This window comes from Rhodanobacter aciditrophus (assembly GCF_042679525.1).
In the GTDB taxonomy this organism is placed as follows: Bacteria; Pseudomonadota; Gammaproteobacteria; order Pseudomonadales; family Marinomonadaceae; genus Marinomonas; species Marinomonas aciditrophus.
On sequence record NZ_JBHTMN010000002.1, the window covers coordinates 112,163 to 127,577 of the forward strand.

A 15,415-nucleotide genomic window follows, 5' to 3' on the forward strand; every position below is an offset into this window, starting at 1 on the left:
GTTTTGCATAGTCCCTTCGGGACGACGATAAAACTAAGCTTTTGGCTTATTTTTTCTCGTCTTTTACTTCTTCAAACTCAGCATCCACTGCATCGTCTTGCTTCTGACCAGCCGCTTCTTCAGCACCGCCTTGGGCAGCACCTGCATCAGCTTGCTCGTATAGTTTTTGAGCTAGAGAGCCAGACGCTTGAGTCAACGCATTAGTTTTCTCTTCGATCTGATCTTTGTCGTTAGATTCTAGCGCAGCTTCAAGATCAGTGATCGCTTTTTCGATCGCTTCTTTCTCTTCTGCAGTCGCTTTATCACCCGCATCAGTCAGAGTTTTGCGCGTAGCGTGGATCATGCCGTCCGCAGTATTGCGAGCTTGTACAAGCTCTTCAAACTTACGGTCTTCTTCAGCATTCGCTTCTGCGTCTGCTACCATTTTTTCCACTTCATCATCGCTTAGACCTGAAGAGGCTTTGATTACGATAGACTGCTCTTTACCAGTCGCCTTATCTTTCGCAGAGATGCTCAAGATACCGTTGGCATCAATATCGAAGCTCACTTCGATTTGTGGCACACCACGTGGCGCTGGCGGAATGTCTGCAAGGTCAAAACGGCCTAGAGACTTGTTTTGAGACGCTTGTTTACGCTCACCCTGTAGGGCATGGATCGTTACAGCGTTCTGGTTATCTTCCGCAGTTGAGAATACTTGTGACTTCTTAGTTGGGATAGTCGTGTTCTTCTCGATAAGCGGAGTCATGACACCGCCCATTGTTTCGATACCTAGAGAAAGAGGCGTCACGTCTAGAAGAAGTACGTCTTTCACATCACCTGCAAGTACCGCACCTTGGATCGATGCACCGATTGCAACGGCTTCATCTGGGTTCACGTCTTTACGAGGCGCTTTACCAAAGAACTCAGTTACTTTCTCTTGTACAAGAGGCATACGCGTCTGACCACCAACTAGGATAACTTCGTCGATGTCAGAAGCAGATAGGTCTGCATCTTTTAGTGCTTGGCGGCAAGGCTCTAGGGACTTAGTCACTAGATCTTCAACCAAAGACTCAAGCTTAGAGCGAGTCAATTTAACGTTAAGGTGCTTAGGACCTGTTGCGTCAGCCGTGATGTAAGGAAGGTTCACTTCTGTCTGGCTAGAAGAAGACAACTCAACTTTCGCTTTCTCACCCGCTTCTTTTAGACGCTGTAGCGCTAATGGGTCGTTATGTAGATCAATACCTGTCTCTTTCTTGAACTCTGCAGCCAAGAATTCGATAACGCGCATGTCGAAGTCTTCACCACCTAGGAAGGTGTCACCGTTAGTCGACAATACTTCGAATTGCTTCTCGCCATCTACGTCAGCGATTTCGATGATAGAGATATCAAACGTACCACCACCCAAGTCGTAAACAGCAACCGTAGAGTCACCAGTCGCTTTGTCTAGACCGTAGGCTAGCGCCGCAGCAGTTGGCTCGTTAATGATACGCTTCACTTCAAGACCAGCGATCTTACCTGCGTCTTTCGTTGCTTGACGCTGAGAGTCGTTAAAGTAAGCCGGTACAGTGATAACGGCTTCTGTTACTTTTTCGCCTAGGTAGTCTTCTGCTGTTTTCTTCATTTTCTTAAGAACTTCAGCAGATACTTGTGGTGGCGCTTTCTTGTCGCCTTTCACTTCTACCCATGCATCACCGTTATCAGCGCTGATGATTTTGTAAGGCACCATAGAGATGTCTTTTTGAACCACGTCGTCTTGGAAACGACGACCGATCAGACGCTTAACAGCGAATAGAGTGTTCGTTGGGTTTGTTACCGCTTGGCGTTTCGCAGACTGACCTACTAGCGTCTCACCGTCTTCAGTGAATGCTACGATAGATGGGGTGGTGCGATCGCCTTCTGCGTTTTCAATTACGCGAGATTTGTCACCGTCTAGGACAGCAACACAAGAGTTGGTTGTACCTAAGTCAATACCAATGATTTTGCCCATGGTTTATCTCCAGTAAAAATTCGTTGTTCGTTTCGATAATTCTGTATTTGGGTGCAGTGATTTTAATTTCAAGAGCCCGGTGTCAAAAAAATGACAGTTTTTTAGGCAGCACTTGAAACCACTACCATCGCTGGGCGCAATAAACGGCCATTCAGCGTGTAACCTTTTTGAACCACATCCATAACGGTATTTGGTTCCATATTTGGGTTAGGCACCATTGTCATCGCTTGATGTAATTCTGGGTTGAACGGTTCACCCTGCGGATCAACGGCTACAACTTCAAAACGAGCCAAGGTTTCCACTAGGTCTTTGTACGTCAATTCAACTCCTTCACGCATTGGATCATTTTCAGACCCTTCCGCGGCAGAAGACAAAGCACGCTCCAAGTTATCGGCTACGGTAATCACCGATTTGGCGAATTTTTCCAACGCAAACTTGTGTGCTTTTTCAACATCCAGCTCAGCGCGACGGCGCACGTTTTGCGCGTCTGCTTGAGCACGTAATGCAGCTTCTCGGTAGGTCGCGACTTCTTCAAGCGCCTTAGCGAGCTCATCAGAAGCACCCGCTTCCTGAACTTCCTCAAGACCTTCTTCGGCCGTTGCGACTTCCTCTTCGTTTAGCAGTTCGTCCTGCTCGACTTCTTGGTTAGCTTTGTTCGGCTGATCACTCATTTTCATCTCCAAATAACAGGAAGTAATCACTGTCTGTGTGGGCTATATGGGGACACCTTTTAACCTTTCAACACCTAACCCCCATTAAATCTACGGAAATAATTTCTTTACGCCCCACTTGTCAAAAAACAACCAACTACTGTATAAATAACCATATCTATTTCGCCGTATCAGGAGCATCTCATGCTAACCAGTATCGCCATCTCAAATTTCGCCATTGTTGACTCTCTAGATCTTGAGCTCAAAAATGGCATGACCGCCATTTCAGGGGAAACCGGTGCCGGCAAATCCATCATGGTTGACGCCTTATCATTATGCTTAGGTGGGCGTACCGATGCAGGGGTTGTTCGACATGGGGAAAAGAAAGCCGATATCAGCGCCACCTTTGAGATAAGCAACTATCCAGACGTACAAGACTGGCTGGAAGAACGGGATTTAGAAAACGATCATCACTGCATACTGCGCCGGGTCATCACCAAAGAAGGTCGCTCTAAAGCCTACATTAATGGACGCCCTTGCACCCTTGCTGACCTAAAAGAGGCCGGCAGCTTTCTAGTGGACATTCATGGTCAACACGAACACCAGTCCCTATTAAAACGCAGCGCTCAACGCCAACAATTAGACGAGTATGGCCAGCTGACAGAGCTTGCCCGTCAAGTGCAATCGGAATACAGCGCCTGGAAAAAGCTACGTGAGGAATTGCACGCCAAGCAAAACCGCTCCACTGAAATGGAAGCGCGAGTACAGTTACTCTCCTATCAAGCAGAAGAGCTGTCTCAGCTTGATTTAAAGGAAGGCGAAATCGAGTCCCTTGAACAAGAGCAGTCTTTCTTGTCCAACATTGCTGACGCTCAATACAAGGCTTATCACGCCAGCGCCATCCTACGAGAAAGCGATGAAGGCAATGTGTGCTCCATGCTACATCAAGCCATTCAACAAGCCAGTAGTATTGAGCCGCCAACAAAAGAGCTCGAAAACGCCCTAGAGATGATGAACCAAGCTCTAATTCAAGCGGAAGAAGCGTCTTCTAGCTTAACCCATTACCAGGACACCCTTGAGCAAGATCCCGAGCGTTTGCAAGCCATCGAAAGCCGTTTAGAAGACATCTATGACACAGCGCGCAAACACAAGGTACTCCCAGAAGGTCTATTACTGTTGCGTGATGAAGTGGAAGCAGAACTAGACCAGCTTTCTGGTGGTGAAGAAAGCCTTGAAGCCCTTAAACTGAAAGAAGAGCAAAGCTACCAGCAGCTTACTACCAGCGCCACCTTGCTGACTGAAAAACGCATGCAAGCAAAAGAAGAATTGGCTCAACGAGTTGAGGAGCAAATTCACGGATTAGGCATGCCTTATGCGCGTTTCTACATTCATTGCCAACCCCTAGAACACATCAGCGCCAACGGCTTTGAAGAGATCGAATACATGATTGCTTCGAACCCAGGACAACCTGCTCAACCATTGCGAAAAGTTGCCTCCGGTGGTGAATTGTCACGCATCAGCCTAGGCATCCAAGTTGTCACTGCTAATACATCCGTGATTCCAACACTCGTATTTGACGAAGTAGACGTGGGCATCAGTGGCGGCATTGCAGAAGTCGTCGGACGCATGTTGCGTGCAGTGGGCGGACGAGGGCAAGTCTTCTGTGTGACACACTTAGCACAGGTTGCGGCCCAAGGGCATCAGCATTTGCGGGTAAGTAAAAGCGTGGCAAACAATGCTACCAGCTCTAAAGTAGAGTCCCTTGCGGAAATGAATAGAACGCAAGAAATTGCGCGTTTATTAGGGGGACTGGAGCTCACCGAGCAAACTCTCGCTCATGCGCAAGAGATGCTCGGTAACGTACAACTCCAATAGAGAGCGTTACACGCTTAGCCTTTCTTAGGGCGAACGTACAAAATCAGATTGTGATCTTCGATATCGTAGCCATGCTCGGCTGCGATTTCGTGTTGACGCTTCTCAATGATAGGGTCAACAAACTCAATCACTTTCCCTGTTTCTAGACAAATCATGTGATCGTGGTGATCGCCTTTCGCCAATTCAAATACCGCAGTACCCGCTTCAAAGTGATGACGAGCCACCAAACCCGCAGTTTCAAATTGGGTTAGCACACGGTAAACGGTTGCCAAGCCCACGTCTTCACCTTGCTCCAACAAAGTACGATACACATCGTCCGCACTCATATGATGGTCGCCTGCATTTTCAAGGATCTGTAAAATTTTCACACGCGGTAGCGTAACTTTCAGTCCTGCTTTCTTTAGTTCTTGATTTTCACTGCTCATGAGTCATTCTCTATTCGATCTTGTTAATAATTACTTTATCATTGGCTCACCAAACAAAGGATTTTACCAATGAAGAAAACGATTCTCCTGCTTTCAGCACTCTTCACTCTCAGTGCTTGCAGCCTACTACCGCAACCCTACAAACCAGCGGTTGAACAGGGCAACGTCATTAAAACAGAACAAGTGGAGCAACTCAAAATCGGAATGACCGAATCTCAGGTTATTTACGTTCTCGGCACGCCAATGGTGCGAGACACCTTCAAACCCGACGAGTGGCACTACTTATTCACTAGCCTCTACACCGATGAGAACAGCAAGTTAAGTGATGTAAAACACCTAACACTCACCTTTGACAGCGGCCTACTGCAAAGTATCCAGCAAAAGTAATCGTTTTATTTAGACGTTTTTGCTGCGCGGTTGGCTCGAGCCTGTTTCGGGTCAACCTTTAACTCTCGATAAATTTCCACACGCTCGCCAGGACGCAATACATGCTCCTCTGGATTACGAATGGCTTTACCAAAGATCCCCATTTTCGGCGCAGTCAAATCCAAACCAGGAAAAAACGCATCAATGTTTGACAGACGAACTGCCTCCATTGCCGTACAGCCTTCCTCGACATCCAAAGCTACGATTTTTTGTTTTTCGGGCAACGCATAGGCTACCTCGACGCGGATCTTATCCATATACGACTTTTGCTCTCTCGCTAAACGCTTCCACCATGGCATTGGTCACCTGACCAAATACACCACCAAAGGCAAACTTCAGTACACCTTTTAACTCAAAATCGATACTCAGCTCGATCTTGCAGCTGGTTTCAGACAGAGGCTGAAACGTCCACACACCATGCAAACGTTTAAACGGCCCTTCCACTAATGTCATTTCTACTTTCTCAGGCTCAGTAAGAATATTGCGTGTCGTAAACGACTGACTCACAGGACCTTTACCTACCTCTAATGTGGCCACGATCTCTTTGTCACTTTGAGACAAGGTTCGTGCACCCAAACAGCCCGGTAGAAATTGCGGGTATTGCTCAAAATCGTTTACCAAGTCAAACATCTGACGTTGACTGTAATTCACATGAGCAAACCTTTTTATATGACTCAAACTAAGCTCCTATCCATCCCGCCACTGTAATAAGAATCGCAGCGGGAATACTCACGTATTTTAACGTAGTGTACCACCAACGAAAATGCGTAGCGTTCTTAACCAACATTTCGTTCATCAGCATCTTTTTCGGCACCACCCATGCGACCAAGATTGACAAAGCAATGGCCGCCACAGGCAACATAATAAAAGAGGTCAGCTGATCGATGATTTCAAATAAATTCAAACCAAACAGCAATTTCGCGTCCCAATGGTTAAAGGACAAAACCACTGCCACACCGACCAGCCAAACACCAAGACCTAAAGTAAAGGCTGCTTTTAGACGACCAGTGTAAAAACGCTCATGGAGCCAAGCCACAAACAACTCCATCATAGAAATAGCTGACGTTAGCGCAGCCAAAACTAAGAGCGCAAAAAATAACAACCCAATCACCTGCCCTGCCGGCAAAGCGCCAAAAATCAGAGGCAAGGAAACAAAAGGCAAACTCGGACCCGCTGCCACATCCAAGCCAAACTTAAACGTCAGCGGAAAGATAACTAATGCCGCCAAAATCGAAACGATCAGATCCAGCCCTACGACAATCGTACAAGCCTTAGCGATGGACATACGCTTACTCATGTATGCGCCATAGGAGAACATTGCCCCTAACCCAACCCCTAAGCTAAATAACGCATGCCCAATGGCAGACAAGGCCACATCAAAGGTAAACCCACTCCAATCCCAACGGGTCAAAAAGAGCAACGCATCTGCACCTGCCCCCATCACCATGGAATAGACCGCCAGAATAAACAAAGTCACAATGAGAACGGGCAAAAGAATCCGCACCACATTCGACAAACCACGGGTCACCGCCTGCCCGACAGACAGCACTACTAGCCCCATAAACAAGGTATGCCAGAAAATCATCTCAACAGGCGAGGCCAAGAAGTCATCAAATACTGCTTGGGACTGAACCATATCCAGCCCTTGCAAAGCACCTGTCATTGCCCGTTGAGCGTAAGCGAATCCCCAACCAGCAATCACACTGTAAAAAGTCAGAATGAGCAGCCCCGTCGCGCCCGCCAGATAAGGAATCGCCACCCAAAAACGATGGATCACATGACGCTCAGCCAAATCATTGACCGTATCCACCGGGTTTGATCGTACCGTACGCCCTAATGCCACCTCAGCCATTAACATTGGCAGCCCCACTAGCAACAAACAGGCACAATAAATAAACAAGAACGCACCGCCGCCATTAGTCCCCAGCATATAAGGAAACTTCCAAATATTACCTAAACCAATCGCAGAACCTGCGGCGGCAAAAATAAATATCCAGGGACTGGACCAGATACCTTGTAAACAGCGACTCTCGGGCATACATTACGCTCTATTGTTTCAGGAGTAGTAGATTGCTCGCCTGTGCAAAGACACAGCTCGTCCTGCAATTGTGTAAAGAGTGGAATTTTCTTACATTAGGACGCATACCTCAAGAAAAGCATAGGTTTTTCCAACTATCGACCGTATAATTTTCGTCTATGAGTAAAGCAAAGAAAAAATCACCCAGTTCAGGCACCATCGCCCTTAACAAGCGCGCGCGCCATGAATACTTCATCGATCAGAAGTTCGAAGCAGGCCTACAGTTGGCCGGCTGGGAAGTAAAAAGCCTCCGTGAAGGCAAAGCCCAACTGGTGGATAGCTATGTCATCATCCACCAAAATGAAGCCTATCTGATCAATGCCCGCATCACGCCCTTACTAAGTGCCTCAACCCACGTAGTCTGCGAACCTTTGCGCATGCGCAAATTACTGATGCACCGTCGTGAAATCGACCGCATCATCCAGGTCACAGAGCAAAAAGGCAAAACCTGTGCGGCCATGGCATTGTACTGGAAAGGTAGCAAGATCAAATGTGAAGTAGCACTAGTGACCGGTAAAAAAGATCACGACAAACGGGATTCTGCCAAAGAACGTGATTGGGCTCGAGATAAAGAGCGCCTAATGAAGGCGAAAATCTAAGGCAAACGTGATTGATATATAAAAAGCTCACAAAGGTGGAGACGCCCACCTTTGTGAGAAAGTGCTTTTTCAAGCACACATCACTAAGGGAAACTCAACGCCTCTTTCTTAGCTGAGTATTTAGTCACTAATGAACTCGTCAACACAAACATGGCAATAACTAAAATAACCATACTCGAGAGCGCATTAATTTCAGGCTTAATACCGGTCGTCACCTCAGAGTAAATACGCATAGGCAACGTTGTAATCCCCGGCCCTGTCGTAAACGTCGTCATGACCAAGTTATCTAAAGACATTGCAAACGCCAACAAATAGGCCGACACAATAGCCGGTAAAATCGCCGGTAATGTCGCATGTAAAAATGCAGAAATAGGCCCGCATCCTAAATCCCTTGCCGCTTCTTCGGTAGATAAATCTAACGACGACATTCTCGCTGTAATAATCACCGATGAAAAACACATCGCAAGAGTGGTGTGAGCAATGATCACAGTGGCATAGCCGCGATCAATATGAAAAGCGGTAAACATCAACATCAAAGACAACCCTGTAATCACTTCAGGCAGCACTAAAGGCGCAATCGTCATCCCCAAAAAAATGGGTCTTGTTTTAAAACGTTTCATGCGGACGACTACGCAACTGATTAGTGTTCCCATAATGACCGCCAATGTCGACGCGACCAATGCAATACGTATCGTGACCCAAGCAGGGCCCCAATAAGAGCCATTGGTAAACAAGGTTTCATACCAGCGGGTAGATGGGTGCGTCCAGACAGTCACCATAGTCGAATCGTTAAAACTCAGAATAACCAGAGTTAAAATAGGCAAATACAAAAATGCCAAGCCAATGCCCAAAGATGTGAGGCTGAACCAAGTAAATTTACGATGCATTTTTATGCCTCCTTATCTTTTTTAAACACTTGCGACAGAATGATCGGAACCACCAAAAACATCATCAAAAAGATTGAAATCGCAGCCGCAATAGGCCAATCACCATTGGTAAAGAACTCAGTCCATAGCACACGTCCAATCACGGGCGTTGAAGAGTTACCCAACAGGCTTGGTACAATGAACTCGCCTGTCACGGGAATAAACACGAGAAAACATCCAGCCAAGATCCCGGGAAGACTTAACGGTAACGTAATGAAATAAAATGCTTTTGTGTGACTGCAACCGAGATCTCTTGCGGCTTCATATACGCTATTATCGAGTTTTTCCAACGTTGCAAAAACAGGAAAAATCATCAAAGGCAGATAGGCATACACCAACCCCAAATACACGGCAAAATTTGTATTTAGGATCGTTAGAGGAGTATCAATCACCCCCAATGCGATCAACAAGTGATTGATGACTCCTTCTTTACTGAGCAATACCATCCATGCATAAATACGAATCAAGAACGAGCACCAAAACGTTAGATTGATAGCCATGATAAGCTTGGGTTTCCAAGATGCTGGAGCACAGGACATCCCGTAGGCAATTGGAAAACCAATTATCAGACACCAAAAAACAGTAATGGCCGCCATTTCTAGACTATTCAAGTAGGACGCAAAATAGACCCTATCCTGAAAGACAGTAATAAAGTTCTCGACGTCCAACTCAGATAAATACTGCCAGACACCTTCCAAACCACGCTGCACTTCCAAAATCGGCGTATAGGGTGGAATAGAGAAAGCTGGATCAGACAGCGAAATACCTAAAATGATGAATAAAGGCGCTATGAAAAACAGTAGCAACCAGCCATATGGAATGCCGATTAAGACCCAACGATTGTAAAATAACTTGCTCATATTCACCTCAGCGCACCAGCAATTGTCCGTCTTGCGGATACCATGACACCCACACAACATCTCCTTCCGCAAAATGCTCTGTGTGTAATCGCTGACTGTTGGTCATTTGCGCCAAAACAGGTTTATCAAGGCCCACATCCACGTAATACGTTGACAGGTTGCCAAGGTAAGCGACATCGATAATAGTGCCCTTTAAGTAATTAGAACTGTCTTCTTCGTAATCTCGACTGACAGCCATTTTCTCCGGACGAACGTTGAGATACTTTATATTTCCGGAAGGAACACCAGTCAGTTCCGGTGCAACCAGAACGGTGTCTACTTTATCGAGGCAAAATTGCCATCCTGATTCTTTGACCGCATTGACGTGCCCACAAAACACATTGGTATCCCCGACAAACTCGGCCACATGACGACTCACTGGGTTCTCGTAGGTTTCTAACGGTGTTGAAACTTGCACAAGATGACCGTGATCCATGATTCCAATACGATTGGCTACTGTCATCGCCTCCTCTTGATCGTGCGTCACTATTACAAAAGTGGTTCCCAGCTGATGCTGGATATCCATCAGCTCAAGTTGGGTTTCGCGACGTAATTTTTTATCGAGTGCCGCCATGGGTTCATCAAGCAACAACATTTTGGGGCGTCGTGCTAGGGAACGAGCTAACGCAATGCGTTGACGCTGCCCCCCCGAAATTTGTCCGGGCTTGCGGCGTGCAAACTTTTCCATTTGTACCAACGACAACATTTCGGCCACACGGGAATGAATCTCGTCTTTCGCCATATTTAATCGCTTCAAACCAAACGCAATGTTTTGCTCCAAGGTAAGGTGTGGAAACAAAGCATAGGACTGAAACATCATATTTATTGGGCGTTTTTCTGGAGGAATCGACACCATATTCTCACCGTTTAATAAAATCTGACCGGAAGTAGGCGTCTCGAAGCCTGCTAGCATTCGTAACAAAGTACTTTTGCCACAGCCAGAAGGCCCAAGTAGTGCAAAAAACTCTTTTTCATAAATATTGAGAGACAAATCATTGATTGCCGTGAAGCTATGGAAGCTTTTTGAAATGCCTCGAATTTCAATTAAGGGAGTACGAGATTCTGTGTCGCGGCCAAACTGGCCTGCCGAGTTAATTACCGATTTTTCTGTTAAAGCCAGCATAACTTTTCCTAAACGTCTGAGGTTGGAAGCGTTTGTAGACATATTAAGCTCCAACCAAATTGACCACTTTTGCCTCTAAAGGCGGATACCATTCGTTAAAAGGGTAAAACTCATGGCCTCTACGTTTAGCCACAAAAGGGTCAAGTTGAATCTTTAAATCAAAAGTTGAATCAGTGAAGCAAGTCTGTAATGGCAGTTACCGTCATCACATATCGCGTTTCATCTTCACCAGTCCAAACATCTGCGAAATTAGCCCCGTAGGCACGCACATCCAAAGACCACGCTCGATCTAACTGCTTTGAAATGCCGACATTCCAGTTTCTATCACTGCTATCTTGGCTAATAGCCCCGGTCGTTTTTGATTGAGTCCAACCCTCATACGCCCCTGACACGCGCCATTGCTCTGAGAGTGCATAGCTCGCTTGCTGGCTTAACAAAGTGTTATCAAAGTTGGTGTAATACTTCACCAATAATCCGAGATCGAATTTTGGTGTCAGGCGATAATTAACCTTAGCGTTCAAGGTGTTACCGAAATGACCAGTATCGTCGTACGCAAAACGCCATGCGTTCAGATCTACATTCAGACGCTCAGTTAAACGTGCTCGATAACCTACATATATGTCGTACTCATACTCATTTTCATCCACTTTATACAAACCGTAAGGGGTATGCGCACAGTCACAAATTCCGCTCGATCCCCAAGCCCCTAAGTAATAACCTTGAGGCGCGTTGTACTCGATAAATGGTTGAAAGGCCGGCTTATTATTGGTCTGTGTATTGCCACCGATAATATAGTTACTGGTCAAAGACATACCGAGAATCAAAGCACCATCATTAGGCGGCGCCAATTTACCCGTCTGGGCGGCGGCTAAGTTAATGTCACTCGCCTCTTCAGAAAATGCCTGAGAAGTAGTTAATGAAATCAGCAAAGCCGGTAAAACAATTTTTTTTAGTTCCTTCATGATATTTCCTCATGGATTAATCGTTATATGTTTGTTTTAAGCGCTTTCATTAGTTGGGTTCATAAGTGGTGCGTAGACATGCTCTGTCCACCAATTGTGTTTCTCCTTATTGGGTTGTTGAATGACTTCGCAGTCGAGATCGAAACGCATGACGCTTCGTGTATTGGATTCGTATAAAGGCCAATTCAATGAATTGATGGTTGGGTTGGCATTCGGTGTGCCATGATGAATAAACGACAGCACTCGCTGGAAGAATGCTTGGGATAAGGTTTCACGCTCTTGTGTTTGCTCAGAATTCGCCGGTGCTTGAATGAGCTCACAGGCCGCCTCGTCGTTCGGACGACCAAAGAAAAATGGCAACTCGCAGGAGTGCATGGCCTTGAATGTGCTATTCACTTCCCAGTCAAATCGATACATCCAAACCTTGTTTTGACGTGCCGACATCTCCTCTGCAAACCACGTGATGGGGCTCACGAAGCCACAGTCACTCATGATCATAAGCCCCAACTCCCCTTCGCTAAGCGTTGGGTGAAACGTCCGATATTGAGCGACAACTTTCTCTTTTACGCGATCGCTAAGATTGCCATAAAGGTCCGCCATTTTTTGGGCGGGCCAATTTAACATGGCCTCTTCCGCCATGACCCAAAGACCGGCCTCATAGTTGGTATACCCCAACATAATATCGATCCCATCCAACATTCCTGCTCGAATGGCACGATACGGTTCGTTATCTGAAAACACCTCATCTACACAGGGGTAAAACAACCCATCTAAATCAAATAGGTGATCTTCTCCCGTCACACTGTTTGCAAGACGGTTAAACACATTTTGCGCCGCATCGGCTTGCATAACTTCGAACGAGTCATAGCCAAGACGCGCCATAAATTGCTTCGCGATAGTCTGAGAGAAACGCTTATCGTGGCGGGATAGTTTGTTCGGAGCCTCGCCAAATCCGGCCGGTCCTTTAACATTACTCATTAGGATGGCACGTTTAACTTTGCCCTTAAGACGACCACTCGCCAGCAACCAACTGATGTCCATCCCGCCTGCTGATTCTCCTGCGATCGTGACATTACCTGGGTCTGCGCCAAACGCTTCGGCATTGGATAGGATCCACTCAACTGCCATTAGTTGATCCATTAAGCCGTTACAAGATGATCCTAAGTAGTCCTCTCCGCCTAGCTCGCTGACATCCATAAACCCCATCATGCCTAAGCGGTAATTTAACGAGGCAAAAACAATATTGCCCTGCTCAGCCATGACTTCGCCGTTGTACATTCGACTTCGGCTCCCCTCCATGTGGTTTGCGCCACCATGAATCCATATAAACAGCGGACGCTTGGCTTGCTCATTTTCTGGCTTCCACACATTCAGCGTTAGGCAGTCTTCTGAACCAAAATAACCTTCCCCTACTGGGGTATTTTCATCAATAAAGTCGGCAACTTCATGTTCAGCTCCCATCATTTGTAGCGATGGCGAACCAAATTGCGTCGCTTCAAACGGTGTTTGCCACGGTTTAACCGGCTGTGTTGCCTTAAAACGTAACGCACCGATTGGCGGCTGTGCGTAAGGAATCCCCAAGAAGCTAGACACACGCCCACTTTCAAGCACTTTCCCGACAATAGGACCGGTACTGGTCATCACAACACCGGTTAGTTTCACCTCAGACATATTCACCTCAAATAGACGCAGCAATCCCTGCCACGGCAACTAGCATATTTTTTAAAAGTTAGAGAAAGTGCCTAACGTGTCAGGCACTAAGGTATAAGCGCGTTTACACTATTGCGCGCTGCGGAACTCAGACCACTTACGCTGTAAGTAACGACTCTGCTTAGCCGTTAATGGCCCTCCCATGAACAAACGCGCTAGCGTCGTTTCGGGTGGGTACAACATAGGGTTATTCACCATTTCTGGCGGCAAGTAGGCTTTTGCGCCTTCGACAGGGGTTGGGAAGCCAGTAAGCATCGACATTCTCGCCGAAACCTTAGGTTCAAGTAGGTAATTCATGAAGGCATTCGCAGCCTCTGAATTCGGAGCGTTATTTGGGATCGCGATCGTTGTCATCCACGCCATAGCGCCTTCTTTCGGAATAACGTAATCCAGCTCGACACCATTATTAGCTTTTTGCGCAATCATATTGGCGTGAGTGATGGAGCCAGAGAACCCCAATACAGCACAAGCAGAACCATTCGCCATATCGGTTTCAAATTTACCCGTATCCAAGTACACGTACTGACGAATTTCAGACAGTTTTTCCATCACCTTATCAACGGTTTCTTTATCCATCTTGGTTGGATCAAGATTGAGGTACGCGGCCATTGCTGGGATCACATCAAATGCAGAATCGACTAAATAAAGGCCACACTTTTGTAATTTCTGCGCGTACTGCGGCTCAAATATCAAGCCCCAGCTATTGGTTGGAGCGGTACTTAAATCCAAATGCTGGCCGATCAATTTCTTATTCAAACCGAGTCCTGTACTGCCCCATGCAGCAATAGCTGCGTACTCTAAAGTCGGATCGGACTGTCGCAGCAAATAGCGCATTTCAATATTGAGGTTTTTCATATTCGGCACTTTCGCCGGGTCGTACTTTTGCATGGCACCTACGGCAATTTCCCGTTGCAAATACGGCACAGCGGAAGGTATTACGATGTCGTATCCAGCTTGCCCTGACAGCAACTTGGTTTCCAACATGGCGTCAGAGCTGTAGTTATCTTGTTGTACTTTATAGCCTGTTTGCTCGGTGAAACCGTCTAATACCTGCTTATCAAAAATTCCGGCCCAACTGTATAAATGTAATGTGTCGTCCTTGGCCATGGCAGGTAGCGTCGTTAATGACAGCAGGACAGACAGTGAAACGCTTTTAATTTTTTTCATCATTTGTGTTCCTTTTTTGCGATTCAATTTGTTATGTCGGTTTAATAAATGAGTATCAACTTCCCGATACGCGATACATGGAAACGATGAGGGTGTTCTCCCCCTCAAAGTCATCAACTGTGCCAATAAACATGCTTTTATTTAGCCAATCGTGTGGACCTTCTGGAGCGATAAATTTGGGGTTAGTACGTAGATAATGTCCGTCTTTTGAGCCGTCTTCAGGCTGCGCCGATCGCCAAATACCTTGATTATCAATCAGGATAATTTGCCCGTTATCCGCTTTTAGTCGATATACGGCACCAATCTCCGCCACACCATCATTGCGCTCTAATGACACATCTGCGCCACCTGGAATCACAACCCCAGAAATATTTGGACCTTTAAAGTAGCCCCCTGTAATGGGGTAATTCTTACGACACCCGTCATGGGTTTTACCCATGTCTTCTGTCGGGCCTAGTTCGACATAAACGCGGAACGCCAGCTCCACTTGGAAACGGCCAGAATCATCTGGTGCCATCAATGCTTTCTCGATATGTTGACTCATTGTTATGTGTGCCTCGATTTTCATTAGTAATAAAAAGTAGAATGCGTTACACTAAAAATACTAGAA

General features: G+C 46.4%; 16 protein-coding genes. 3 read left to right on the forward strand and 13 right to left on the reverse strand.

Annotated features, from left to right (window positions below):
* Positions 1-46: 46 nt before the first annotated feature.
* Together dnaK and grpE are read right to left on the reverse strand one after the other, a co-directional pair.
* The gene (gene dnaK, locus ACFQ45_RS00600) at positions 47-1,966 is read right to left on the reverse strand and encodes a molecular chaperone DnaK (RefSeq protein WP_377364263.1); all 1,920 of its coding nucleotides are present in this window, start codon (positions 1,964-1,966) and stop codon (positions 47-49) included.
* Between the two features lie 101 nt (positions 1,967-2,067).
* Positions 2,068-2,637: a nucleotide exchange factor GrpE gene (gene grpE / locus ACFQ45_RS00605; RefSeq protein WP_377364265.1), complete on the reverse strand. Its 570-nt coding sequence runs from the start codon at positions 2,635-2,637 to the stop codon at positions 2,068-2,070.
* Positions 2,638-2,820: 183 nt separating this feature from the next.
* Between grpE and recN the strand changes: the two genes are divergently transcribed.
* Positions 2,821-4,491: a DNA repair protein RecN gene (recN, locus tag ACFQ45_RS00610; protein ID WP_377364267.1), complete on the forward strand. Its 1,671-nt coding sequence runs from the start codon at positions 2,821-2,823 to the stop codon at positions 4,489-4,491.
* A gap of 14 nt (positions 4,492-4,505) precedes the next feature.
* Here the strand turns inward: recN and fur are convergent, their stop codons facing one another.
* Positions 4,506-4,916, reverse strand: a complete 411-nt coding sequence (gene fur, locus ACFQ45_RS00615; protein WP_377364269.1) for a ferric iron uptake transcriptional regulator — start codon at positions 4,914-4,916, stop codon at positions 4,506-4,508.
* Between the two features lie 69 nt (positions 4,917-4,985).
* On the opposite strand from fur, the gene ACFQ45_RS00620 reads away from it, so the two are divergent.
* Positions 4,986-5,303, forward strand: a complete 318-nt coding sequence (locus tag ACFQ45_RS00620; protein ID WP_377364271.1) for an outer membrane protein assembly factor BamE — start codon at positions 4,986-4,988, stop codon at positions 5,301-5,303.
* A gap of 5 nt (positions 5,304-5,308) precedes the next feature.
* Here the strand turns inward: ACFQ45_RS00620 and ACFQ45_RS00625 are convergent, their stop codons facing one another.
* Genes ACFQ45_RS00625 through ACFQ45_RS00635 form a run of 3 tightly spaced genes read right to left on the reverse strand, consistent with a single transcriptional unit; the run spans position 5,309 to position 7,380 of the window.
* Entirely contained in the window at positions 5,309-5,599 is a 291-nt protein-coding gene (locus ACFQ45_RS00625; protein ID WP_377364273.1) for an RnfH family protein, read from the reverse strand.
* Positions 5,592-6,020 carry a type II toxin-antitoxin system RatA family toxin gene (locus ACFQ45_RS00630; protein ID WP_377364275.1) on the reverse strand — a complete coding sequence of 143 codons (429 nt, stop codon included), beginning with the start codon at positions 6,018-6,020 and terminating at the stop codon, positions 5,592-5,594. The genes ACFQ45_RS00625 and ACFQ45_RS00630 overlap by 8 nt, the downstream gene beginning before the upstream one ends.
* Before the next feature lies 1 nt (position 6,021).
* The gene (locus tag ACFQ45_RS00635; protein WP_377364277.1) at positions 6,022-7,380 is read right to left on the reverse strand and encodes a sodium-dependent transporter; all 1,359 of its coding nucleotides are present in this window, start codon (positions 7,378-7,380) and stop codon (positions 6,022-6,024) included.
* 158 nt (positions 7,381-7,538) lie between these two features.
* Here ACFQ45_RS00635 and smpB point away from each other — a divergent pair, with 158 nt between their 5' ends.
* Positions 7,539-8,018: an SsrA-binding protein SmpB gene (gene smpB, locus ACFQ45_RS00640; RefSeq protein WP_377364279.1), complete on the forward strand. Its 480-nt coding sequence runs from the start codon at positions 7,539-7,541 to the stop codon at positions 8,016-8,018.
* 83 nt (positions 8,019-8,101) lie between these two features.
* Here smpB and ACFQ45_RS00645 read toward each other — a convergent pair whose 3' ends face one another.
* From ACFQ45_RS00645 to ACFQ45_RS00675, 7 genes are all read right to left on the reverse strand, one after another.
* A complete protein-coding gene (locus ACFQ45_RS00645; protein WP_377364282.1) occupies positions 8,102-8,905 on the reverse strand; it encodes an ABC transporter permease in 804 nt (267 codons plus the stop codon).
* A gap of 2 nt (positions 8,906-8,907) precedes the next feature.
* Positions 8,908-9,804, reverse strand: coding sequence for an ABC transporter permease (locus ACFQ45_RS00650; protein ID WP_377364284.1), 897 nt, complete (start codon positions 9,802-9,804; stop codon positions 8,908-8,910).
* Between the two features lie 7 nt (positions 9,805-9,811).
* Positions 9,812-10,966 carry an ABC transporter ATP-binding protein gene (locus ACFQ45_RS00655; protein ID WP_377364315.1) on the reverse strand — a complete coding sequence of 385 codons (1,155 nt, stop codon included), beginning with the start codon at positions 10,964-10,966 and terminating at the stop codon, positions 9,812-9,814.
* A 170-nt stretch (positions 10,967-11,136) separates the two neighbouring features.
* Positions 11,137-11,928, reverse strand: a complete 792-nt coding sequence (locus ACFQ45_RS00660; RefSeq protein ID WP_377364286.1) for a TorF family putative porin — start codon at positions 11,926-11,928, stop codon at positions 11,137-11,139.
* A 36-nt stretch (positions 11,929-11,964) separates the two neighbouring features.
* Positions 11,965-13,599 carry a carboxylesterase/lipase family protein gene (locus tag ACFQ45_RS00665; protein WP_377364288.1) on the reverse strand — a complete coding sequence of 545 codons (1,635 nt, stop codon included), beginning with the start codon at positions 13,597-13,599 and terminating at the stop codon, positions 11,965-11,967.
* Between the two features lie 108 nt (positions 13,600-13,707).
* Positions 13,708-14,808 (reverse strand): extracellular solute-binding protein, encoded by a 1,101-nt coding sequence (locus tag ACFQ45_RS00670; protein ID WP_377364290.1) that lies wholly within the window; start codon positions 14,806-14,808, stop codon positions 13,708-13,710.
* A gap of 52 nt (positions 14,809-14,860) precedes the next feature.
* Entirely contained in the window at positions 14,861-15,349 is a 489-nt protein-coding gene (locus ACFQ45_RS00675; protein ID WP_377364292.1) for a DUF3237 domain-containing protein, read from the reverse strand.
* Between the last annotated feature and the right edge of the window lie 66 nt (positions 15,350-15,415).

What these genes read in the sequence shown, in the direction of transcription:
- dnaK (WP_377364263.1), bottom strand. Translation starts at nt 1,966, where the DNA reads ATGGGCAAAATCATTGGTATTGACTTAGGTACAACCAACTCTTGTGTT.
- grpE (WP_377364265.1), bottom strand. Translation starts at nt 2,637, where the DNA reads ATGAGTGATCAGCCGAACAAAGCTAACCAAGAAGTCGAGCAGGACGAA.
- recN (WP_377364267.1), top strand. Translation starts at nt 2,821, where the DNA reads ATGCTAACCAGTATCGCCATCTCAAATTTCGCCATTGTTGACTCTCTA.
- fur (WP_377364269.1), bottom strand. Translation starts at nt 4,916, where the DNA reads ATGAGCAGTGAAAATCAAGAACTAAAGAAAGCAGGACTGAAAGTTACG.
- ACFQ45_RS00620 (WP_377364271.1), top strand. Translation starts at nt 4,986, where the DNA reads ATGAAGAAAACGATTCTCCTGCTTTCAGCACTCTTCACTCTCAGTGCT.
- ACFQ45_RS00625 (WP_377364273.1), bottom strand. Translation starts at nt 5,599, where the DNA reads ATGGATAAGATCCGCGTCGAGGTAGCCTATGCGTTGCCCGAAAAACAA.
- ACFQ45_RS00635 (WP_377364277.1), bottom strand. Translation starts at nt 7,380, where the DNA reads ATGCCCGAGAGTCGCTGTTTACAAGGTATCTGGTCCAGTCCCTGGATA.
- smpB (WP_377364279.1), top strand. Translation starts at nt 7,539, where the DNA reads ATGAGTAAAGCAAAGAAAAAATCACCCAGTTCAGGCACCATCGCCCTT.
- ACFQ45_RS00645 (WP_377364282.1), bottom strand. Translation starts at nt 8,905, where the DNA reads ATGCATCGTAAATTTACTTGGTTCAGCCTCACATCTTTGGGCATTGGC.
- ACFQ45_RS00650 (WP_377364284.1), bottom strand. Translation starts at nt 9,804, where the DNA reads ATGAGCAAGTTATTTTACAATCGTTGGGTCTTAATCGGCATTCCATAT.
- ACFQ45_RS00655 (WP_377364315.1), bottom strand. Translation starts at nt 10,966, where the DNA reads ATGCTGGCTTTAACAGAAAAATCGGTAATTAACTCGGCAGGCCAGTTT.
- ACFQ45_RS00660 (WP_377364286.1), bottom strand. Translation starts at nt 11,928, where the DNA reads ATGAAGGAACTAAAAAAAATTGTTTTACCGGCTTTGCTGATTTCATTA.
- ACFQ45_RS00665 (WP_377364288.1), bottom strand. Translation starts at nt 13,599, where the DNA reads ATGTCTGAGGTGAAACTAACCGGTGTTGTGATGACCAGTACCGGTCCT.
- ACFQ45_RS00670 (WP_377364290.1), bottom strand. Translation starts at nt 14,808, where the DNA reads ATGATGAAAAAAATTAAAAGCGTTTCACTGTCTGTCCTGCTGTCATTA.
- ACFQ45_RS00675 (WP_377364292.1), bottom strand. Translation starts at nt 15,349, where the DNA reads ATGAGTCAACATATCGAGAAAGCATTGATGGCACCAGATGATTCTGGC.